General features: G+C 62.0%; 20 protein-coding genes. 6 read left to right on the forward strand and 14 right to left on the reverse strand.

Features of this window, described 5'->3' with window-relative positions:
- The first annotated feature begins 7 nt into the window (after window positions 1–7).
- Window positions 8–943, forward strand: coding sequence for a pyrimidine-specific ribonucleoside hydrolase RihA (gene rihA, locus AACW87_RS06930; RefSeq protein WP_241324565.1), 936 nt, complete (start codon window positions 8–10; stop codon window positions 941–943).
- A gap of 33 nt (window positions 944–976) precedes the next feature.
- Complete coding sequence (locus AACW87_RS06935; RefSeq protein ID WP_241324566.1) at window positions 977–1,447, forward strand: hypothetical protein; 471 nt, start codon at window positions 977–979, stop codon at window positions 1,445–1,447.
- A gap of 158 nt (window positions 1,448–1,605) precedes the next feature.
- On the opposite strand, the gene AACW87_RS06940 is transcribed toward AACW87_RS06935, so the two are convergent.
- The 3 genes from AACW87_RS06940 to AACW87_RS06950 all read right to left on the reverse strand — a co-directional run bounded on the left by AACW87_RS06940 (window position 1,606) and on the right by AACW87_RS06950 (window position 4,230).
- Window positions 1,606–1,902 carry a winged helix-turn-helix domain-containing protein gene (locus tag AACW87_RS06940; protein ID WP_103471968.1) on the reverse strand — a complete coding sequence of 99 codons (297 nt, stop codon included), beginning with the start codon at window positions 1,900–1,902 and terminating at the stop codon, window positions 1,606–1,608.
- The gene (locus AACW87_RS06945) at window positions 1,899–2,429 is read right to left on the reverse strand and encodes a DUF1523 family protein (protein ID WP_043140986.1); all 531 of its coding nucleotides are present in this window, start codon (window positions 2,427–2,429) and stop codon (window positions 1,899–1,901) included. Before AACW87_RS06945 ends, AACW87_RS06940 begins: the two co-directional genes overlap by 4 nt.
- 178 nt (window positions 2,430–2,607) lie before the next feature.
- Window positions 2,608–4,230 carry a methyl-accepting chemotaxis protein gene (locus AACW87_RS06950; protein ID WP_043140983.1) on the reverse strand — a complete coding sequence of 541 codons (1,623 nt, stop codon included), beginning with the start codon at window positions 4,228–4,230 and terminating at the stop codon, window positions 2,608–2,610.
- A gap of 164 nt (window positions 4,231–4,394) precedes the next feature.
- Between AACW87_RS06950 and AACW87_RS06955 the strand changes: the two genes are divergently transcribed.
- Together AACW87_RS06955 and AACW87_RS06960 are read left to right on the forward strand one after the other, a co-directional pair.
- Entirely contained in the window at window positions 4,395–5,027 is a 633-nt protein-coding gene (locus AACW87_RS06955) for a LysE family translocator (protein WP_043557625.1), read from the forward strand.
- Window positions 5,028–5,286: 259 nt separating this feature from the next.
- Window positions 5,287–6,078 carry a DUF1460 domain-containing protein gene (locus AACW87_RS06960; RefSeq protein ID WP_241324567.1) on the forward strand — a complete coding sequence of 264 codons (792 nt, stop codon included), beginning with the start codon at window positions 5,287–5,289 and terminating at the stop codon, window positions 6,076–6,078.
- A gap of 268 nt (window positions 6,079–6,346) precedes the next feature.
- Here the strand turns inward: AACW87_RS06960 and AACW87_RS06965 are convergent, their stop codons facing one another.
- The 9 genes from AACW87_RS06965 to AACW87_RS07005 all read right to left on the reverse strand — a co-directional run bounded on the left by AACW87_RS06965 (window position 6,347) and on the right by AACW87_RS07005 (window position 14,981).
- Window positions 6,347–7,555, reverse strand: coding sequence for a cation:proton antiporter (locus tag AACW87_RS06965; protein ID WP_241324568.1), 1,209 nt, complete (start codon window positions 7,553–7,555; stop codon window positions 6,347–6,349).
- 29 nt (window positions 7,556–7,584) lie between these two features.
- Window positions 7,585–8,688, reverse strand: a complete 1,104-nt coding sequence (locus tag AACW87_RS06970; RefSeq protein ID WP_098984540.1) for a beta-N-acetylglucosaminidase domain-containing protein — start codon at window positions 8,686–8,688, stop codon at window positions 7,585–7,587.
- Window positions 8,689–8,730: 42 nt separating this feature from the next.
- Complete coding sequence (locus AACW87_RS06975) at window positions 8,731–10,458, reverse strand: potassium/proton antiporter (RefSeq protein WP_103471962.1); 1,728 nt, start codon at window positions 10,456–10,458, stop codon at window positions 8,731–8,733.
- A gap of 268 nt (window positions 10,459–10,726) precedes the next feature.
- A complete protein-coding gene (locus AACW87_RS06980) occupies window positions 10,727–10,873 on the reverse strand; it encodes a hypothetical protein (protein ID WP_098984538.1) in 147 nt (48 codons plus the stop codon).
- A gap of 100 nt (window positions 10,874–10,973) precedes the next feature.
- Window positions 10,974–11,663: a M15 family metallopeptidase gene (locus AACW87_RS06985; RefSeq protein ID WP_241324569.1), complete on the reverse strand. Its 690-nt coding sequence runs from the start codon at window positions 11,661–11,663 to the stop codon at window positions 10,974–10,976.
- A 61-nt stretch (window positions 11,664–11,724) separates the two neighbouring features.
- Window positions 11,725–12,852 (reverse strand): succinyl-diaminopimelate desuccinylase, encoded by a 1,128-nt coding sequence (gene dapE, locus AACW87_RS06990; RefSeq protein ID WP_241324570.1) that lies wholly within the window; start codon window positions 12,850–12,852, stop codon window positions 11,725–11,727.
- Window positions 12,853–12,874: 22 nt separating this feature from the next.
- Window positions 12,875–13,225 (reverse strand): ArsC family reductase, encoded by a 351-nt coding sequence (locus AACW87_RS06995; protein WP_043140968.1) that lies wholly within the window; start codon window positions 13,223–13,225, stop codon window positions 12,875–12,877.
- 214 nt (window positions 13,226–13,439) lie between these two features.
- Window positions 13,440–14,351, reverse strand: coding sequence for a LysR family transcriptional regulator (locus tag AACW87_RS07000; protein ID WP_043140966.1), 912 nt, complete (start codon window positions 14,349–14,351; stop codon window positions 13,440–13,442).
- A gap of 315 nt (window positions 14,352–14,666) precedes the next feature.
- The gene (locus AACW87_RS07005) at window positions 14,667–14,981 is read right to left on the reverse strand and encodes a hypothetical protein (protein WP_043140964.1); all 315 of its coding nucleotides are present in this window, start codon (window positions 14,979–14,981) and stop codon (window positions 14,667–14,669) included.
- 283 nt (window positions 14,982–15,264) lie between these two features.
- On the opposite strand from AACW87_RS07005, the gene dcuC reads away from it, so the two are divergent.
- Both dcuC and AACW87_RS07015 read left to right on the forward strand, forming a co-directional pair.
- On the forward strand, window positions 15,265–16,641 hold the full coding sequence (dcuC, locus tag AACW87_RS07010; RefSeq protein ID WP_241324571.1) for a C4-dicarboxylate transporter DcuC: 1,377 nt from the start codon (window positions 15,265–15,267) through the stop codon (window positions 16,639–16,641).
- 107 nt (window positions 16,642–16,748) lie between these two features.
- A complete protein-coding gene (locus AACW87_RS07015; RefSeq protein ID WP_241324572.1) occupies window positions 16,749–17,888 on the forward strand; it encodes a M20 family metallopeptidase in 1,140 nt (379 codons plus the stop codon).
- Between the two features lie 115 nt (window positions 17,889–18,003).
- On the opposite strand, the gene AACW87_RS07020 is transcribed toward AACW87_RS07015, so the two are convergent.
- Together AACW87_RS07020 and AACW87_RS07025 are read right to left on the reverse strand one after the other, a co-directional pair.
- On the reverse strand, window positions 18,004–18,675 hold the full coding sequence (locus AACW87_RS07020) for an adenine nucleotide alpha hydrolase (RefSeq protein ID WP_241324573.1): 672 nt from the start codon (window positions 18,673–18,675) through the stop codon (window positions 18,004–18,006).
- A 160-nt stretch (window positions 18,676–18,835) separates the two neighbouring features.
- The gene (locus AACW87_RS07025) at window positions 18,836–20,179 is read right to left on the reverse strand and encodes an anaerobic C4-dicarboxylate transporter (RefSeq protein WP_098984534.1); all 1,344 of its coding nucleotides are present in this window, start codon (window positions 20,177–20,179) and stop codon (window positions 18,836–18,838) included.
- Window positions 20,180–20,296: the final 117 nt, after the last annotated feature.

The following is a 20,296-nucleotide window of genomic DNA, read 5'->3' on the forward strand; positions in this document are numbered from 1 at the left end:
TCTGTCCATGGCGTTGCCCGTTATTCTCGATTGTGATCCCGGCCACGATGATGCCATCGCCCTCATACTGGCGCTGGCCAGTCCCGAGCTCAAGGTGCTGGCGGTTACCACCAGTGCGGGCAACCAGACGCCGGACAAGACCCTCAACAATGCCCTGCGCATCCTGACCCTGCTCGGCCGTGACGACATCCCGGTGGCGGCGGGGGCACCCAAACCGCTGATGCGCGAGCTCATCATAGCCGACAACGTCCACGGCGAGTCGGGCCTCGATGGCCCCAAGCTGCCGGATCCCGCCTTTGCCCCGCAAGCCATGACGGGCCTCGAATTGATGGCCAAATGCCTGCGCGAGAGCCCTGAGCCTGTGACGCTGGTGCCGACCGGGCCGCTCACCAATATCGCCCTGCTGCTGGCGGCCCATCCTGAGTTGAAATCCAGGATTGCCCGTATCGTGCTGATGGGGGGCGCGGCGGGGGCGGGCAACTGGACCCCGGCGGCGGAATTCAATATTTATGTGGATCCGGAAGCGGCCGATATGGTGTTCAAGTCCGGCATCCCCATCACTATGTGCGGGCTGGATGTGACCCACGAGGCCCAGGTGATGGACGAGGATATAGCGCGGGTGCGCGCCATCGCCAATCCGGTGGCCCAGTGTGTGGCCGGCTTGCTCGACTTCTTCATGATCTACCACAGGGATCCCAAGTGGGGATTTGCTGGCGCGCCGCTGCACGACCCCTGTACCATTGCCTGGTTGCTGGCCCCCGAGCTGTTCCACGGGGTCGAGTGCCGGGTTGATATCGAAACCGGCGGTGCCCATACCACCGGCATGACGGTGGTGGATCGCTATGGCCTGACCGGCAAAGCGGCCAATGCGCTGGTGCTGTTGGGACTGGATCGTGCGGGTTTCATCGACCTGCTGGTCGGGCGACTGCGGGCGTTTGGCTGACCGCCATTGCACTATTGAGAGAAGGGACGGGAAATGTACAAAGCGTCGCTGGCACTGCTGGCCGGGTTGCAACTGACGGCCTGCTCCACGCCGTTTGAATCTATGTGGCAGGGGTTGGCGACCTGCGAGCTCGATGATCTCTATCTTGACAGCGAGACCGGCGAGCCGGCCCACCCTCAGCTCAAAAACTTCATCCCTTACAAGGTGACGGACGGGTTTGCCTGGTACAAGACCCGCCAGGAGCTGCATGGCCTGCCCATCAGCGGCTTTCTCATCCCCTCGTCCACCTTCGAGGTGCATGCCCTGTTCGTGGACACCCCCATCGCCAATGCGCGAAGGCTGACCCACAACGCCTATGGCAGCGAGTTCTCCGACGAGCAGAAGCACAACGAGGGACTGGCCCCCTTGCTGCTGCGCGACCCCAACAACCCCAAGCGCTCCATCATAGACTGCACCCAGGGTGAGACCCAGGAGCCGCTGCCGGAAGAGCCCTTCCCGGAATAAGCCTCCCGCCATCTCCAGAGCCTTGGCCGTCCTTCCGACATAAAAAAGCAGGGGCCAGCCTCATCGGCTGGCCCCTGTTCATCGTCCCCTCGTCGGGATCCGGGATAACCCGGCGTCTGCTTGATCACGGGCATCCCCCAGTCGCCGAGTCATGGCGCTTATGGATAACCCAGGGTTTGCTTGATCATGGGCAGTTGCGCCTTGATCCAGGCAGGATTGATGGGCCCCCAGTCGCCGATGCGATAGTGCCCCTGCAGGTGACGCGCCCCCTCGGTCTGCTCGAAGCCGCAGCTGATGTCCAGCTCCGCCAGGGCACTTAGCGTGTCCTGGGCCGTGCGTCTGGGCATGCCGGTGGCGGCCATGATGGCCGGGATTGTGTCTGTGCCCTGACTTATCAGCCAGGCCACGTAGAGTCGTCGGTAGAAGCTGGTGCGAGTCTTGCTCGGCTCTGTCATATCTCGTCCTCAAGCCGGTCGAAGTAGCGCCAGGTCGCCAGCGCAGCCTTGCCCATCACCAGTGCCCAGAGGCCGAACCAGAACCAGCGGAAGAAGCTCCAGGTGGAGGCGTCAGGCTGAGTGCTCTCGATCTTGGTGACGTTGGGGAACATGGAGAACATGTTCACGCGCCAGCCGTAGGAGGTGATGATGGCCAGACGCTTCTCGAACTCCATGGACTTGGCCTTGGCCTGCACGTCGGCGGCATTGAACTTGAAGTAGAAGGGCCAGCCCCACTCTGTGTCCTCGTTGCGAAACACGCGGATCTTCTCGCCGGGCCGCTCGGTATAGATGTAGTAGACGTCAGTGGTGGGACCGTCGGCCGGGTTTTTCTGGCTGATGGGGCCATCCTTGTCGGTGCGTTTCACCTCGACGCCCGTGATGGTGGCTATGGTGTGTTCCGGCAGATAGAAGTCGAGCCAGATGGCGGAGACGAGGGCGATGAGGCCCAGGCCGATGAAGGCCGGTTTCTTGAATTTCAGCTTCATGGTGATCTCATGTGAGGGGGAGTGACGTGCCTCTACCATACTCACATTTGGTGGGGTAGCCCAGCCCCTAATGAAGCCACCTCATAAAAAAGACCGTTTAAAACAATAACAAGTCGGCAGCGCCATTAACACTAAGGCCCCGCGAGCGGAGCCTTCGTTTGACGTGATAGCGCAGCCATTACAACTGGAACTGGGCCAGCTGCTTGCGCTGCTGTTCGGCGAGCTGTGACAGTTCGTGACTGGCGGCGGCGCTCTGGCTGATGCCGGCCGCACTCTGGTTCACTATCTCGTGGATGTTGGTGATGTTGCGGTTGATGTCGGCGGTGACGCAGGACTGCTCCTCGGCGGCGGTGGCGACCTGGGCATTGGCGCCGTTGATCTGGTTGACCGCCTCCGTGATGCCGCCGAGCAGCGCCTGTACCTCGCCGGAGAGCTGCTGGTTGTGCGCCAGTATGGAGAGGGTCTCCTGCATGCCGCTGTTGGCTGACAGGGACTGGCTCTGCAACTGCTCTATGATGGCCTGGATCTCCTTGGTGGAGTCCTGGGTACGGGCCGCCAGCAGGCGTACCTCGTCGGCCACCACCGCAAAGCCACGGCCGGTTTCACCGGCGCGGGCGGCCTCGATGGCGGCATTCAGCGCCAGCAGATTGGTCTGCTCCGAGATGCTCTGAATGACCTCGATCACCTTGCCGATCTGCTCGGACTGGGACTTGAGCCGTGCCACCACGGCGGCGGCGCTCTCCAGACTGCCCGCCATGCGGCTGTTGGCCTGGATGCTCTCGGCAAAAAGCGCCAAGCCCTGCTCGACCCTGTCGTTGGCATCCCGCGCCAGTTCGTCGGCCAGGGCCGCGTTGTGGTTGACGTTGTCGGCCGTGCTGGCCAGCTCGGTCACGGCGGAGGCCACCTGTTCGGTTTCGCTGCGCTGCTGCTGGGCATTGGCCTCTGACTGGGTCATGACGGCGGCCAGCTCGGTGGCGGCGGAGGCCACGTTGCCGCTGATGCCGGTCAGGGTATGCAGTGTGCTGCCCAGCTGGGTCAGGGTCTGGTTGATGTCCCTGGCCAGCTGGCTCAGCTCGTTGTCGCCCTCGGCGGCGGCCCGAACGTTGAAACGGCCCTGGGCGACGGCGCGCATCACCTCCTGCAGCTGGCCTATGGGGCGCACTATCCGGCCGGACAACCACCAGCCGCCGAGCAGGGCCGCGATCAGGGTAGTGCTCATCAACAGCAGGGTACGCAGCAGGGTGGCGTGGTAGTGCGCCTCCTCCTCGGCGATTTCGGCCTGGATCAGCTGGTTGACGTGGGCCGACATGGTATCTATCTGCTTGATCAGCTGTTCACCCAGCTCGCGAAAGCGCAGCCTGGACTGCTCGTAGGCGGCGGGATCGCCAGCCCCCTGATATTTCTGGGCCAGCAGCGGTAGCATGTTGTTGCGGGTGTGGCCGAGATAGGCCTGCAGGGCGGCGGCCACCTGGCTGTTGTCCTGCTCGGCGCCGGCGATCGCCAGGCGAGCCAGTATGGCCCCTATCTCCTGCTCGGCCGCCGTCAGAACGCTCGGCAACTGGGCGAAGCGCTGCTGATCGTAGAGGCCATAGATGGCGTTGGTACGCATCCGGTAGGTGGCGTGGATCAGGGTGGCTATGTCGTCCTTGTGGCGGGTCACGCTGGCTGTGGTCTGGTTCATGTCCGCAATGGCGCCGTCTATCTCCTGCTTGCTGATCCCGGCCATGAGGATCATCAACAGGCTGGCGAGCAGAAGCGGTATGAGAACTTGAAAACGGATAGACAGGTTATTCAATGACATGAAAGGTCCTAACCCAAAAGAGGAGTGAGGCGGCATCTTACACAGACGCGACAAAGGTTGTCACAGGGTTTTTATGGCTGAAATCGTGCTGAACGAAAAGGTTTTTCTTGTGTGAAAAGAGTGTGATAGGCAAGATCACAAGCTTGTTACCATGGAGGTGTCGCGTGTCCGACTGGATTGATCCCGCTATTCTGGCGCTGTTTATTCCCACGTTTTTCTTTGTCTCCGTCACCCCCGGCATGTGCATGACCCTGGCGATGACCCTCGGCATGAGCCTGGGGGTGCGCCGCACCCTGCACATGATGTGGGGGGAGCTCATCGGGGTGGGGCTGGTCTCAGTGCTGTCGGTGATCGGGGTGGCGGCCGTCATGCTCAACTACCCGGCGCTCTTCTCCGCCTTCAAATACGTGGGTGGCGCCTACCTCATCTGGCTCGGCATCCAGATGTGGCAGGCCAAAGGCAAGATGGCCATACCGGCGGATCTCTCGGCCGGGCAGGAGACGCGCCCCCTGGGGCTGGCCATGCAGGGTTTCGTCACCGCCATCGCCAACCCCAAGGGCTGGGCCTTCATGGTCTCCCTGCTGCCCCCCTTCATCAACGCGGCCAAGCCGATGGCCCCCCAGATCAGCGCCCTGGTGGCGCTGATCCTGGTCATAGAGTTCTCCTGCCTGCTGCTCTATGCCAGCGGTGGCCGCACCCTGCGCCACTTCCTCGCCAAGAGCGGCAACGTCACCCTGATGAACCGGATCGCCGGCTCCCTGATGTTTGGTGTCGGTGTCTGGCTGGCACTGGGTTGATATGAGGCCCCTCTTGTAGAGACCGAGCCGCAGACATCACCCGAGACGAAAATGAAACAGCCCCGGCAGTGCCGGGGCTGCTTTATTTGGTGGGCAAGGGCCCTGTCAGGTGGGGAGCGGGTACATTTGCTTACATTTTTTTTGTTTTCAATCGGCGACTATTTCATCAGTCTCGAATGGCATTAGATGCATGTGCTTTACATGTGATGATGATCCGGGCAATCCAAGTTTTATATTTTTTGGTCAAGGATGGTAATGGATGATGATGTTAATAGGCGCCGCGTTACTCACTTTTTCGGGTGTGGCAGCGGCCGACAATGGAAAGAACCTGGATTTTTACAATATAGAGGAACAGCAACTCGTTGACATGTTTGCTCAGCATCAGGGCGGCACCCCAGGCCAGTCAATAAAGGATTTCTCCCGCCTGTTTCTGGAGAATCCCTATGTTGCCAATCGGCTGGTGGGATCGAGTGATACACAAGAGAAACTGGTGGTGGATTTTGGTGAGCTGGATTGCTTCACCTATCTGGATTACGTTGAGTCACTGCGGCACTCAACGAGTGTGCATAATTTCATTGAGAACGTCATGTACACTCGTTACGTAAATGGTGAAGTCAACTATCTGACTAGAAAGCACTTTTTCTCTGACTGGGTACATGGTGGCAATAAGGTCAGCGACGTGACCCATCTGGTGGGAAATTATGTCGTGACGGCCCCCAAAATATTGAATCAGAAAGGTGATGGTGGCCACTATATTCCCGGGCTGGGAGTGAAGAACCGCGACATCAGCTATATTCCGGGTGATCGCGTGGATGAAGATACCTTGAGTCTGCTGGAGGATGGCGATTATATCGGCATCTATACCAATATTGCCGGTCTGGATGTGACCCATACCGGCATTTTCATTCGCGGTGAGAATGGCCCCGTTCTGCGCAATGCCTCGTCTGTCTCGACGAATATGAAGGTGGTGGATTCGCCATTTCTTGAATATGTGAAGAACAAGCCGGGCATCCTGGTTTACCGGGCCACGGATGACAATGGCCAGTCGTGATAGGGCCGGGCATGAGGGCGGCGTTTTAACCTGTTGGCAATGACGGGTGTAAACATACAGGCTTGGTGAGCCGGCTCTCTTCCTGCTGTGACCACAACATAAAAACCCCCGGCCAGTGCCGGGGGTTTTTATGTTGTGGGGGAGGGGGATTGAAGCGAGCCACCGTATTCTGCTGCACCCTGCACCCTGCACCCTGTTCCCCCCTGCCGCCCTTGTTCGCAGCTCGGACTTGTGGCGCCCGTCTCGCCGTGGTGCCGGGTCCGGGAAGTTATGCGGTTTTGAAGCGCCTGACCCAGGGGTTGGCGCTGATGCCGTGCAGTATGACGCTGAGGATGATGGTGCAGAGCACAGTGGCTATGATGGGCTTTTGTCCCAGCAGGGCGGGCTCGTGCTGCAGCACCATGACGGCGAACACTATGCTGGCCAGCCCCCTGGGTCCGAACCAGCCGATAAAGAGCTTGAGCTCAGGTTTGAGGCCCGTGCCCAGCAGGCTCAGCCAGACCGGCAGCATGCGCAGCAGGGTGAGGCTGGCGGCGGCATAGAGCCAGTATTGCCAGTGCAGCAGCTCCGGCAGCATGGGCATCAGGGTGGCGCCGAACACCATCCAGATCACCACTGAGAGCAGATCTCCATACCCCTCGCAGCTGTCCATGTAGGCGTGCTTGTGCTCCCCCAGCCGGCGGCCGATCAAGAGGCCGCCCACGAAGGCGGCGATGAAGCCGCTGCCCCCCAGGGTCTGGGCCAGCGCGAAACAGAGCAGGGCCAGCCCCGGCATGGTGAGCTGACGCCAGAGTGGCAACTGCCAGCCATTGAGGTAGGAGGTCTTGATCAGACGGATGGTGAGGCTGGCGAGCACCAGGGCCACCAGCAGGCCTATGCCTATCTCTTCCAGCAGCAAGGTGACCGCCAGCATGCCGGTGCCGGCGTGTTGTTCTGTGGGGGCTATGAGGGCGAGCAGCAGCAAGAGCACGGGCACGCAGATGCCGTCGTTGAGGCCGCTCTCCTGGTTGAGCCCTTCCCGGATGGGGGCGGGCACGGCCGGGTTGCTGACCACCGCCTTGCCGAGCGCCGCATCTGTGGGGGCGAGTATGGTGGAGAGGATGGCCATCTCCAGCAGCGGCAAGTCGGGGTAGAGCCAGAGGCCGAACAGGGTGCCGCCGATCAGGGTCAGCGGCAGGCCGATGAGCAGCAGCCGCATGGGCAGGGCGCGGTGGGCCGCCAGCACCTGCCAGTTGGTGTTGGCCGCATCGCTGAACAGCACTATGACCAGGGTCAGCTCCGCCAGCAGCTTGATGCCGTCGCTGTTGATGGAGAGGGAGAGCAGACCCAGTCCACCGGATCCCAGCAGCCAGCCCATCAGCAGAAACAGCAGCGGGCCGTTGACCAGCTTTGATTCGAATCGGCCCGCGATCAGGCTGTAGATCAGCAGGAAGGCGGCGAGCACCGCCAGGTTCTGGTAAATCAGGGATGCGTCCATGCAATCTCCTCAAGGCCCCGGGGGCCGCGTCAGTCAGTCAGGCAATCTGGATCGAACACATATTCACCGGCCAGCCAGCGCATGATTTCGTGCACGCAGGCCTGATCCTGGAACGGCAGGTAACGGGTCTTGAGGTGGATGATCTGCTCCGGGGTGAGCTGGGCCAGCCCTATGTCCTGAAACAGCGGCAGGTCGGCCTGGATCATGGCGGAGATCTGCGGGCCGCAGGTGGCGTTGAGGGAGGCGTGCAGCGCCTTGTCCGGATCGTACTGCTTGCCGAGCTTGTAGCTCATGGGCAGGGTGGCCAGCGGCAACACGGAGAGTGCAGCCTGTTTCATGGGGTTGACCGCGTGGCCCGCCACCAGTTCTGCCAGCTCGGCGGGGCGGTTCTCGAAGGCGCGCAGGTGCAGGAAGCTGCTGGCCTTGCTGCCGTCGTTGACCGGGTAGTTGTCCCACAGGAAGGGCTTGCGGTGCAGCCAGTCGGCGACTTGCCTGAGGTGCGGGGCCGGGTACTCGCCGGAGCAGACTTTGGGGCCGGTCCAGAAGATGTCGATGCGCCGATCCAGCCCCTGGCCCAGATCGGTCAGATAGTGGGGCGGCATGGCGCCGAACACCTTCTCCAGCACGGGATCCGTCGAGTAGTAGCTGGGACAGAACAGCAAGCGGCTGGCGCGGGTGTGGGCCGCTATGTCGTGGGCCATGGTGAGCTGCCAGTGGGCGAGATCCGGGGTATCCCCCTTCATGTCGTCAAACAGCACCGCCAGTATATCGGGCTGGAGTGCCTCGTCGATGAGCCGCACCTTCTCCAGCAGAGCCGGGCGCTTGCGGGCATAGTCGTGATGGGCGCCCATGGGGCTCAGGCCTATGCCGAAGGCGAGGCCGTTTTCACGGCACTGACGGGCCAGCTGGCGCAGGGCCTCGAGCTGGGCCGCAGGCCAGGGCTGGGTCCAGTGCTTGCGCAGATAGCCGTCTTCTTTCGGGGCATAGATATAGAAGCCATAACCGTGGCGTGGCAGCCACTGGGCGTAGCGGGCGCGGGCTTCCCAGCTCCAGCCCTTGCCGAAGAATCCCTCTATCAATCCCAGCTGGGGCGAAGGGGGTTGCAGGCCAGACAACAGGGTTTGGTAAGGCATAGATAACTCCCTTCTCGCTGAGGACGGGTCGGACGAGCGGCGTCAGACCGGGTCTTCTTCCTGAAAGCGCACCCCTATCTTGCGGGGTTCACCCTCTTCCATTTCGGCCACGGTCCAGATCAGGCCCTGCCATTCAAAGTGGTCGCCGACCACCAGATTATCGCCCAACTGGTTGGCAATAAAATGGCCAAGTGTCTGATCCGCCATCTCGCTCACATCCAGCCCGTAGAGCGGGGCCAGATCCACCAGATTGGCGGCGGCTTCCAGCAGGAAGTCGCCAAAGAAGCGGGGGCCCAGATCCTGCTCAGGAGCCTGGCTGAACAGCTGGCCGAGGGCGGGCAGATCCCGTTCGTGGCCGATGACGCAGAGGATGTCATCGGACTGCAGGCAGGTACTGCCCGAGGGGTGCAGCAGCTCCTGATCCCGGAACAGGGCGCAGATGCGGGTCCCCCTGGGCATGCGCAGATCCCGCAGGGGCGAGCCGATGCACCACTTCTCGGCGCTGAGGCGATAGACGAAGGTCTCCCACTGGCTGTCGAGATCTATCTCTAGCCCGGAACGGTTGATGGGCGACGGCGGTGCCGGCACTTCCACCCGCGCCAGCTTTGAGGCCAGCGGCAGCGAGCTGCCCTGCAATATGAGGGAGACCAGCACCACGAAGAAGGCCACATTGAAGTAGAGCTGGGCGTTGGGCAGCCCCGCCATCATGGGGAAGACTGCCAGTATGATGGGCACGGCGCCGCGCAGGCCGACCCAGGAGATGAACCAGCGCTCGCGGGGGGCGAAGTTCTTGAACGGCAGCAGGCCAATCCAGACCGAGACGGGGCGGGCGAACAGTATCATCCACATGGCCAGCGCCAGCGCCGGCAGGGCGATGGGCAGCAGGTTGCTCGGGGTGGCCAGCAGTCCCAGCACCAGGAACATGCCGATCTGGCTGAGCCAGGTCAGGCCATCCAGCACCGACAAGGTGGTGCTGCGGCTGCGCAGGGAGAGGTTGCCGAGCAGGAGGCCGGTGAGATAGATGGCGAGGATGCCGCTGCCCCCTACGGCTGTCGTGAGGGCGAAGATCAGCAGGCCGCCGCTGACGGTGAGCAGCGGATAGAGGCCGGGGGCCAGCCTGGCACTGTTGATGAGGCGCCACAGCAGCCAGCCGCCGCCAAGACCTATGCCGGCGCCCAAGCCAAACTGCTTGCCGAGCTGCAACAGCAGGAAGCCCCAGTCCAGCCCTTGCTGCTGGGTGGCGAGGATCTCAATCAGGGTCACGGTGAGAAACACCGCCATAGGGTCGTTGCTGCCCGACTCTATCTCCAGAGTGGCGCTGACCCGCTCGTTCAGGCTGCGCCCACCGAGCAGGGAGAAGACGGCCGCGGCGTCGGTGGAGCCGACGATGGCGCCGATCAGCATGCCCTGCATCAGGCTGAGATCGAACAGCCAGGCGGCGATGAGGCCGGTCAGGCCCGTGGTGATGGCCACCCCCACGGTCGCCAGCGAGAGTGCCGGCCAGAGCGCCACCCGAAACGAGGAGACCCGGGTGCGCATGCCGCCATCGAGCAATATGATGGCGAGCGCCAGGTTGCCCACCAGATAGGCGACCGAGTAGTCAGCGAAGTGAATGCCGCCCGGGCCATCTTCCCCGGCCAGCATGCCGACGGCGAGGAAGATCACCAGAATGGGGATGCCGAGACGAGAGGAGAGCGCGCTCAACAGGACACTGGCTCCCACCAACAAGGCCGCGATTAAAAAGAAACTGTTGATGGTGACGGCATCCAATGGCGAACTCCTTCTGTCAAAATGCAAATCAGGCACATTATATGCAGTTTGTTGGGCGCCGTGTGGCTTAATTGTGCATTAATTTGCAGTTTTTTACATTTTCGGTGCGCGGGTAGCGGGAGCATTTACGCCGAAAACAGCGGGGGGCAAGTGAAGAAAAGGGCCGCTTAATGTGAATCGGTTCACACAATCGACACAGCCTGAGGGCGGCCTGCCGGCCATGCTCCCCACAAGCAGCAGGGGCGCCCCTGGCGGGCTGGGAGGGCGGTCAGTCGTCCTCGTCGTCCTTGACTTCCCGGATCTTGTCCTTGTAGTTGGGCAGCTGTTTCTCAAGCTGTTTCATGTCCTTGATGGCATTGAGAAACAGGCCGAGCAGGAACAACAGCGGCAGGCCTATCCATAACCACAGACTCATGAGCTTTTCCTTTCATCGAGACAGAGGGTGACGTCATAACTGACCAGGAGCTCGTCGAGCCGGGTCAGCATGGTCAATTTTCCTGCAATATGCCCCGTCTTCATGAGTGACTCCTCGGGTCGGGACAGAGGGTGACATAACGGGCCAGGATCTCGTCAAGCTGGGCCAGTATGGTCGACTTGCCTTCAATATCCGCCTGTTGCAGGCAAAGCGCCAGCGCATCCGGATCCAGCCGCTGTTCACGGGACTCCAGCGCGAAGCTGATATGCCAGGGTTCGTAGGCGACGCCGCTCTCGGCCCCCGCCGGTTTGGCATAAGGCAGGAAGAAGCCGAAGTCGTTCATGTGATCCTCAAGCCAGTCGCCCAGATCGGCAAACCAGCCGCCCTCCTCATACTCCCAGGGCTCCAGCGCCAGCTTGGTGCCTGCAGGCAGGCAGTCGGGATCATAGATGTCCAGATCCGTGCCCCAGTGATGACGACTGGTGCCGGGCAGGGCGCTCCAGCGCAGGATGGCGTGCAGCCGCTCAGTGTCGCTCAGTTGCAGGGCATCCAGCGGCTGGTTGTTGGCATCCAGCAGGGGCCGCTCGCCACGCCACTTGCCATTCCAGATGGCGAGCTGACGGTCGAACCCGCGCCAGCTGGAGGCCGCCTGCAGGTTGTGCCCCTCATGGGCGGCGGCCACCTGCATGTCGTTGAAGGCCGCCGCTGTGGCGGCGGTCAGACGATGGGGCCCACGCCCCACCAGGATGAGGTGGTGCTCGTCTCGCCCCAGCAGTTGATCCTGTGTCATGCCCATCCCGAATCCTGTGTGTTGTTGAGCGAAATACCCGCAACCCCGCGCTGAAGCAGCGTCATGCCAGCAACCGATCCAGTATGCCCTGGTACATGTCCGCCAGCAGATCCAGATCCCCGGCCTTCACGCACTCGTTCACCTTGTGGATGGTGGCGTTGACCGGGCCCAGCTCGATCACCTCGGCGCCGGTGGGGGCGATAAAGCGCCCGTCGGAGGTGCCGCCGGTAGTGAGCAGGGCCGGTTGCTGGCCATTGACCTGTTCGATGGCCGCGACGGCGGCATCGAGCAGATCGCCGGTGTCGGTCAGGAAGGGCTGGCCGGAGAGGGTCCAGTCGAGCTGGTAATCCAGCCCATGTCTGTCCAGCAGCGCCTCGACCCGCTCGCGAATATCCATGTCGGTCAGTTGGGTGCTGAAACGGAAGTTGAACTGAACCTGCAGCTCGCCGGGAATGACGTTGGAGGCGCCAGTGCCCCCCTGAATGTTGGCAATCTGGAAGCTGGTGGGCGGGAAGTAGGCGTTGCCCTGATCCCATACCGTCGCCGCCAGCTCGGTCAGCGCCGGTGCCGCCTTGTGGATGGGGTTGTCCGCCAGATGGGGATAGGCGACGTGGCCCTGTACCCCGCGCACCAGCAGATCGCCGGTGATGGAGCCGCGTCGGCCGTTCTTCACCACGTCTCCCACCACGGCGGTGGAGGAGGGCTCGCCGACGATGCACCAGGTAATCTTCTCGTGGCGCGCCTCCAGGGTATCTATCACCCGGGTGGTGCCGTTGATGAAGGGTCCCTCTTCATCCGAGGTGATGAGAAAGGCGATGGATCCCTTGTGGTCCGGATTGGCCGCGACGAAACGCTCGGTGGCCACCACCATGGATGCCAGCGACCCCTTCATGTCGGCGGCGCCGCGACCGTAGAGCACGCCATCCTGTATGGTCGGCTCGAACGGCGGCGTGTGCCATTTGTCCAGCGGCCCGGCGGGTACCACGTCTGTGTGGCCGGCGAAGCAGAACAGGGGGCCTTCGCTGCCACGGCGGGCCCAGAGGTTGGTGGTGTCTTCAAACACCATGGGTTCGATGAGGAAACCCAGGCGTGCGAGGCGCTCCGCCATCAGGGTCTGGCACCCTTCATCGAGCGGGGTGACTGAGGGGCGGCGGATCAGATCCTTGGCCAGTGCGATGACATCCGACATCGGCGTTCCTTAACAGAAAAGTTTAACGAGAGAAGAGGGATTGGTAGTGATCGGCTTTAAAACCCAGGGTCAGTTCGCCGTCCCGCTCGAGCAAGGGGCGCTTGATCATGGCCGGGTGTTCCAGCAGCAGGGCGCGGGCCTTTGCGGTGTCCAGCCCCTGTTTGGCCTCATCCGGCAGGGCTCGGAAGGTGGTGCCACGGCTGTTGAGCAAGGCTTCCCAGCCAAGCTTTGCCAGCCAGCTGTCCAGCGCGGCGGGATCCAGCCCATCGGCGCGATGGTCGTGAAAACGGTAGTCGATGCCGGCCTCATCCAGCCACTTGCGGGCTTTCTTGATGGTGTCGCAGTTTTTGATGCCATAGAGGGTGGTGGCCATGGGGAGTCCTTGTCTGCGGGCGCGGGCCCTTGGATCTGAAATGTGAAATCGGCAACTTGAGATCTGAACGCGACATCAAGCAAAGGCCCGATTCTGGCATTGTGACTATCCCATGGCAACGGCGGAGCCGCACCTTGGGTGATTTTCCAAAGGCGAACGGGCAACAGGAAGGGGTGGGGGAGAAAAGAGCCCGGCGCCTGGGGCGCCGGCGGGATCAAAGCTCGCGCTGGGATTGGCACCAGAGGTGCAGCTCAGACTCGAACCAGTTGAGCATGGCGTGGTTGTCATCGCGGCGATGGCGGATCAGGCTGACTTCAAAGGTCGGCAGGGCGAAGCGAGTCTCGTACTCCACCAGATCCAGCAGCGGCATCAGCGGTCGCAACACCCTGGCGGGGGAGGTCAGCAGCAGGGGCGCGTAGGGCAGGATGAAGGGCGCAGCCAGAAAGCTTTGCACTATCAAGGGGGTATGCCGGGTCATGCCGTGGGCGGCCAGCAAGTCGTCGACTATGCCCCCTTCGCTGCCACGGGGGGCGACCAGCAGGTGCTGGGCCTTGGCGAAGGATTCGATGCACAGCACCTGGCCCTGGAACGGGTGGCTGCGGTGGGCGGTGCAGATCAGCTTGTCTTCAAACAGCGGGATGCGACGAAAACGGCCGGGCACCTCGTCCTGCTTGCTGATCACCATGCTGATCACCCCCTCGTCGAGCTGACGCTCGTAGTCCGCATTGAGGGGCACCATGTGGATGCGCAGGTTGGGCGCCTGCTGCTGCAGGCGCGCCAGCAGGCTCGGCATCATCACGTACTCCACATAGGTGTGGGCACCGATGCGCAGGACGCCCTCGAACTTGCCCGGATCTAGCTGCTCCGGCTGGCTGAAGGTCTGCTCTATGTCGTGCAGTATCTCCCGCAGTGGCAGCAGCAGCGCCTGTGCCCTGGCGGTGGGTTCCATGCCTTGGGGCGTGCGGATCAGCAAGGGATCGTCATAGAGCAGCCGCAGGCGAGCCAGGGCACGACTGACGGCCGGCTGGCTCATGGCGAGTCGCTCGGCGGCCTTGGTGGTGTTGCGTTCCTCCAGCAGCGCCTTGAGCACCACCAGCAGGTTGAGGTCTACGCCTCGTAAATTCATTCTGTGCATAATGGAATACTAATAAATCATTTCCTTAAGCAGGGCCTTCACTTTAGTCTCATTCCCCGTCGATGGTCAGCATGAAGCTTGAATAAATCAGCGATTTATACAAACCCATGTTGTCCTGTTACCTCTTTCGCGTGGTGCCGGGGGTGGCAAGATTCGACAGCCTGAACTCTTTACTCTGGTCATCCAGAGCGTTGCTTGCTTAGTACCCGCCTTCGAGGCGGGTTTTTTTTGCCTGCGGTTCAGGTGAGCGGGCCCGAAGAAGTACAAAACGCGCCACCGGGCGCGTTGTTGTGATGAGGCTGTGACTCAGGGCGCTACCGGCCACTGGTAGTCAAACACCCTGGCACGTTCCCAGGGGGCGTCCGGCAGGCTGGAGGAGAGGCCGGTATATTTGCCCACGTCGTCCACCACTATGGTGGAGAGGATCGGCAGCTGGTGCTCGGTGCAGTACATGCGGATGCGTTGCAGCAGGGTGCGCAGCTCATCCTGGCTATTCTCCAGCCCGGCCTGCCTGGCCAGTTTGGAGTAACGAATGGTGGTGCGTTCCTTTGCAGACTCGACGAGGATGTCCCATAGCTGGTAGTCGCTGGTGGTCATACCCGCGGTTGCTTGGTTTGTCATAACTCTCTCCGGCGCGAAATGGTCGCTGTATCGATGCGCATCTTGGCCAGTTCACTGGCCCCTGACGTTGATCCAAAGCAAAAAAGCCTGAGGTTATCCGCCAGAACGGATGGCAAAGGGATTCTAAAGGTTTGCCTTTAGTTTAAACGACCGTTTTTTGTTAAGTAGGTAGCACTTTATTCCATCAAAGGGAGGCGAAGCCACCTTTATTGACAGGGATCAAGGGGAAAGCGAGGCCCGACCACTAGATTCCGATCCTCGATAATTTTATCAGGAGCGAATATTGGAACTCTTATTTGTCTTGCTCGTACTGATCGCCGTGGTCTACGGCATCATCAAGGATTACAACCCGCAGGCGGTGCTGGCGCTGGCGGGCATGGCCATTTTTGCGGTGGCCTACTGGTTGGGGCTGCACCCCATTCTCCCAGCGGACAAGAGCACCGGCTTCGCCCTGTTCGACCTGTTCGAGGTGTTCAAGGGGATCTTCTCCTACCGCGCGGCCGGGCTCGGCCTCACCATAATGGCGGTGGCGGGCTTTGCCACCTACATGTCCCATATTGGTGCCTCCCAGGCGCTGGTGCGGGTGGCGGTCAAGCCGGTGGCGGGCATCCAGTCCAGCTACCTGATGCTTTCAATCTGCTATCTGGTGGCGGTATTTGTCTCCCTGTTCATCACCTCCGCCACCGGCCTTGGCCTGCTGTTGATGGTCACCATGTATCCTGTGATGCGCAACCTCGGCATCAGCCCGGCCTCCGCCTGTGGCGTCATCGCCACCTCGCAGGCGTTTGAAATTGGCCCGACCCAGACCAATGCCATCTTCTCCGCCGGTCAATCCGGTATGGATCCGACCAGCTACTTTGTCGATTACCAGATCTGGCTGGTGGCCCCCATGCTGCTGGTGACCATGGTGTTGCACTTCTTCTGGCAGCGTCACTGCGATCGCCAGGATGGCTGGGATCCGGCCCAGCATCGCGGTGAGCACGCCGAGCTGGACGAGCAGGGCACTGAGGCCGTGCAGGCGCCGATCTGGTATGCCCTGCTGCCCATCATTCCCTTCGTGCTGATGATGACCTTCTCCAAGCTGCTGGTGACCACCATCAGCGTCAGCGTGGAGGTGGCCATGCTGCTGTCGGTCTTTATCGGCATGCTGTGCGAACTGCTGCGCAGCCGCTCGCTGCGCACCGCCATGGCCGGACTGTCGAGCTTCCTCGATGGCATGGGCAAGGTGTTCGGCCCTGTGGTGGCGCTCATCGTCTGCGCCGAGCTGTTCGCTGAATCCCTCAAGGCCATAGGCGCCATCGATACCCTGCTCCACTCTGCCAGCAATGCCGGCATCGGCAGCGGCCTGATGACCCTGGTGATGGTGGCGCTGATCATGGTGGCGGCGGTCATCATGGGCTCCGGCAACGCGGCCTTCCTCAGCTTCTCCACCCTGGCGCCGGCGGTGGCGGCCAAGTTCGGGGTGCCTGCTGTGACCATGCTGCTGCCGATGCAGCTGGCCTCCAGCATCGGTCGCACCATATCCCCCATAGCGGCCGTGCTGATCGCCTGCGCGGGGATCGCCAGGGTGTCGCCCTTCGTGGTGGTCAAGCGCACCTGCGTGCCCATGGCCGGCGCCCTGGTGACGGCGCTGGGGCTCAACTATCTGCTGTTTATGTGATGGTCTGCTGTGTATGTAATGACGGGGCGGGCCACTGCGGCTGCCCGCCCTCATCCTGTTGCTGACAGGCCTTGGCCGCGAGTGGCAAGGCTTGCATGGAGAAGATGATGACAGATGTAAAGAGCCCGTTTTCCCTCGATAGCTATCTGGCCGACTTGGCCCCGCTCATCAATCTCGATTGCGGCACCCGCACCCCGGCCGGGGTGGCTCGGGTGGCCGACATCATGACCGAAAAGTATCAGGCGATCGGCTGGCAGGTGACCCGCCACCAGTTCGCTCCTGAGTGCGGCCCCTGCCTCGAGGCAACCAATGCGCCGGGCGCCGATCACTACGACGTGATGCTGTGCGGCCACATGGATACCGTCTTCCCCGAGGGGACGGCGGCCAAGCGTCCGCTCTCCATCGAAGGCAATCAGGCCTTTGGCCCCGGCGTGTCGGACATGAAGAGCGGCCTGCTCTCTATCTGGTATGCCCTGAAAGAGATGGATCCGGCGCAACTGGCCAAACTCAAGGTGCTGGTCTGCTGCAACTGCGATGAGGAGGTGGGCTCCCCCTGGTCCAAAGATTGGCTGGTGGAGAAGGCCAAGCAGAGCGGTTGCGTGCTGGTGGCCGAGGCGGCTCGCCCCAACGGGGATCTCATCAGCGCCCGCAAGGGCAATGCCAAGTACCGCATCCGCTTCCACGGCAAGGCCTCCCACGCCGGTTCGGCCCTGAGCGAGGGGATCTCGGCCATCACAGAGCTGGCGCACTGGGTGCTGGCCATCAACGATCAGGTCAATCTTGAGACGGGCACCACAATGAACGTCGGGGTGGTGCAGGGCGGCACTGGCGTCAACGTGGTGCCGGACTTTGCCGAGGCGATCGTGGACTTGCGCTTCTGGCGCAATGAAGAGGCGGCGGCTGTGCATGAGCGGCTCGGCTTCATGGCCAACAATCCCTTCCTCGCCGGCTGCCGGGTCGAGGTGGATCGCCAGGCCTTCAAGCCGGCGATGCGCCCGAGTGGCGATACCGAAGCGCTGATGGCGCTGGTGGAAGCGGCAGGCCTGGAAGAGGGGATCCCCTTCAACTGGCTGGAGGCAGGTGGCGGCTCGGATGCCAACTTCACCGCCGCCGCGGGCGTGCCGTCGCTGGACGGCTTCGGCCCCATGGGTGGCGGCTTCCACTCGGAGAGCGAATTCCTGCTGCTGGAGAGCATAGAGCCGCGCATCCGCCTGTTGCAGCGGGTGCTGACCAGGCTGGCACGCTGACATATCGAATAAAAGCAGTGCAAACGGGAGGCTCAGGCCTCCCGTTTTTTATGGAAATTGGATGGTCTGGCGCAGCCCTAACTGATTAGATGGCTAGCGCCTAACTGACTAATGCCTAACTGACTAGATGGCTCGCGCCCTCTTCTGCCAGATAGGCCAGATGATCCTGCCGTGTTACCTGCCAGCCATCGAGGCGCAACGGAGCGGCAAAGCCGGGGCCGTCGGTCACCATGGTGTGGTACTCCCCCTGCTCGCCGCAGGCATCGAACCCCTGGCGCTCGGCCAGTTGCTGCAGATCGGCGAGGGTGGCTGCATTGAGCGAGCGCCCGGCCCACTCGGGAGCCAGCATCCGGGTATCGACGCAGGAGAGGTGAGCGACTATGCCGCGCGCCAGCATATCCGCCAGCAAGGTTTGGCGAGATTGCTGCCAGAGCGGGGTGTGGACGGCGAGCCCGAGCGGCTGGCTGCGCTCGCGGATCCAGTTTGGTGCGCCCCCCACGCTGTCGATATCGCCGGTCACTACCCCATCGAGCGCCCACTCCTGCTGCAAGCGGCTCAGCGCGGTTTCGTAGCTCTGCTCGAACGGCGCTTCTATGGTGACCAGCAGATGAGGCAGCCCGAGGGCCGCCGCCTGACGGCGCACCAGCGGCAAGGGGTGAGCCAGAAATCGGGGCTCTGGCGGTGCAAAGGTGGCCAGTGCCACCACCTGATGGCCCGCATCGCGGGCATGGCAGAGGGCCAGCATGGCATCTTTGCCACCGCTCCAGAGCAGGATGACGCGAGACATGGGGAAGATTCCTATGGTGAACGAGGGGGCATGCTACCCAGTGGCGGGGGCGCAGGTAAAGCCGCAGCGGAAAATCGTGGCAGGAATTCACCGGGGGGAGAAAAGAGCAGGCCCCCATGCGGGGGCCTGCCTGGCAAGAGCGTGATAAACGCCGCTGCGATTAGAGCAGAATGGTGGTCAGCACATACCCCAGGGCGCAGGAGCTGCTGACCCCGATCAGCCCCGGAATGATGAAGCTGTGGTTGATGATGAACTTGCCGATGCGGGTGGTGCCGGAGCGGTCGAAACCGATACAGGCCAGATCACTCGGGTAGGTCGGCAGCACGAAGTAGCCGTAGCTTGCCGGCAGGAAGGCGATCAGCAGCTTGGGCTCCACCCCCAGTGCCAGCCCCATGGGGGCGATGGCGGTGAGGGCGGCGGCCTGGCTGTTCACCAGCTTGGAGATGAGGAAGAGCACCAGGGCGTAGGTCCAGGGCTGGGCCTGTACAACGTGGGCCAGGGTTTCTTTGAGCAGCGGCATGTGAGCCTGGAAGAAGGTCTCACTCATCCATGCAACCCCGAACACGGAGAAGATGGCGACCATGCCGGCCTTGAACACGGGGCCGTTGGAGATGTCGCCCGGCTTGACCTTGCAGCGCATCAGTATGATGGCGCCGGCGATCAGCATCATCATCTGGATCACCAGGTTCATGGAGAGGGGGCCCGTCTTGTCCTTGATGGTGAACACGGGGCGCAGCCCCTCGTTGGCACCGAGCAAGACCACGGCGGCGATGGCGGCGAAGAAGATCCAGGTAGACCAGTAGGCCTCTTTCGGGAACTTGGTGTTGAGCAGGGTTTCACCACCGCCGTAGACGAAGGTGCGCTGTTCCGGATCCTTGATCTTGGCCTGGAACTCCTCGTCCTGGTCCAGATCCTTGCCACGGCGCAAGCTCCACAGGGCCGCCATGATCACGCCGGTCAGGGAGGAGGGGATGGCGATCATCAGGATGTCGAGCAGGCCGTAAGCCTGACCTATACCGTGACCGGCCGCCAGGATGGAGACCATGGAGACCACGGCCACCGAGACCGGGGAGGCGCAGATCGCCATCTGGGAGGCAACGGACGCCACCGCCATCGGCCGCTCGGGACGTATGTTCTTCTGCAGCGCTATGTCGGCGATGATGGGGAACATGGTGTAGACCACGTGGCCGGTACCGCACAGGAAGGTGAGGGTCCAGGTAGTGAGCGGTGCCAGGATTGTGATGTATTGGGGGTGACGGCGCAGCAGGCGCTCGGCAATCTGCATCATCAGGTTGAGGCCACCTGCGGTCTGCAGGGTGGCGGCGCAGCCGATCACCGCGAGTATGGTCAGCATCACCTGTACCGGCGGTTCACCCGGGGTCAGGCCGAACACGAAGGTCAGCAGGAATAGACCTATGCCGCTGATGAGACCCAGTCCCATGCCCCCAAACCGGGTACCCAGCAGCAAGCAGCCGAGCACCACAAAAAATTCCATCAAGATCATTCCATTACCTCGCGTGATTTAATCCATGTCAGTGTTGTGTTGGGTTCATGGACCAGGATTGTCTGTTTTTTATTTAGCCCTAAAGGGTTAGTGGGTATTGTGCCCTCCTAAAAGGGG

This window comes from Aeromonas sp. MR7 (genome assembly GCF_963899385.1).
GTDB lineage: Bacteria > Pseudomonadota > Gammaproteobacteria > Enterobacterales > Aeromonadaceae > Aeromonas > Aeromonas bestiarum.

Bases quoted from the DNA above. Each gene is read 5' to 3' on its own strand.
- AACW87_RS07000 (WP_043140966.1), bottom strand. From the start codon at position 14,351: ATGAATTTACGAGGCGTAGACCTCAACCTGCTGGTGGTGCTCAAGGCG.
- AACW87_RS06980 (WP_098984538.1), bottom strand. From the start codon at position 10,873: ATGAGTCTGTGGTTATGGATAGGCCTGCCGCTGTTGTTCCTGCTCGGC.
- AACW87_RS07015 (WP_241324572.1), top strand. From the start codon at position 16,749: ATGACAGATGTAAAGAGCCCGTTTTCCCTCGATAGCTATCTGGCCGAC.
- AACW87_RS07005 (WP_043140964.1), bottom strand. From the start codon at position 14,981: ATGACAAACCAAGCAACCGCGGGTATGACCACCAGCGACTACCAGCTA.
- AACW87_RS06965 (WP_241324568.1), bottom strand. From the start codon at position 7,555: ATGGACGCATCCCTGATTTACCAGAACCTGGCGGTGCTCGCCGCCTTC.
- dapE (WP_241324570.1), bottom strand. From the start codon at position 12,852: ATGTCGGATGTCATCGCACTGGCCAAGGATCTGATCCGCCGCCCCTCA.
- rihA (WP_241324565.1), top strand. From the start codon at position 8: ATGGCGTTGCCCGTTATTCTCGATTGTGATCCCGGCCACGATGATGCC.
- AACW87_RS06995 (WP_043140968.1), bottom strand. From the start codon at position 13,225: ATGGCCACCACCCTCTATGGCATCAAAAACTGCGACACCATCAAGAAA.
- AACW87_RS06950 (WP_043140983.1), bottom strand. From the start codon at position 4,230: ATGTCATTGAATAACCTGTCTATCCGTTTTCAAGTTCTCATACCGCTT.
- AACW87_RS07020 (WP_241324573.1), bottom strand. From the start codon at position 18,675: ATGTCTCGCGTCATCCTGCTCTGGAGCGGTGGCAAAGATGCCATGCTG.
- AACW87_RS06960 (WP_241324567.1), top strand. From the start codon at position 5,287: ATGATGATGTTAATAGGCGCCGCGTTACTCACTTTTTCGGGTGTGGCA.
- AACW87_RS06985 (WP_241324569.1), bottom strand. From the start codon at position 11,663: ATGACACAGGATCAACTGCTGGGGCGAGACGAGCACCACCTCATCCTG.
- AACW87_RS07025 (WP_098984534.1), bottom strand. From the start codon at position 20,179: ATGATCTTGATGGAATTTTTTGTGGTGCTCGGCTGCTTGCTGCTGGGT.
- AACW87_RS06940 (WP_103471968.1), bottom strand. From the start codon at position 1,902: ATGACAGAGCCGAGCAAGACTCGCACCAGCTTCTACCGACGACTCTAC.
- AACW87_RS06945 (WP_043140986.1), bottom strand. From the start codon at position 2,429: ATGAAGCTGAAATTCAAGAAACCGGCCTTCATCGGCCTGGGCCTCATC.
- AACW87_RS06970 (WP_098984540.1), bottom strand. From the start codon at position 8,688: ATGCCTTACCAAACCCTGTTGTCTGGCCTGCAACCCCCTTCGCCCCAG.
- AACW87_RS06935 (WP_241324566.1), top strand. From the start codon at position 977: ATGTACAAAGCGTCGCTGGCACTGCTGGCCGGGTTGCAACTGACGGCC.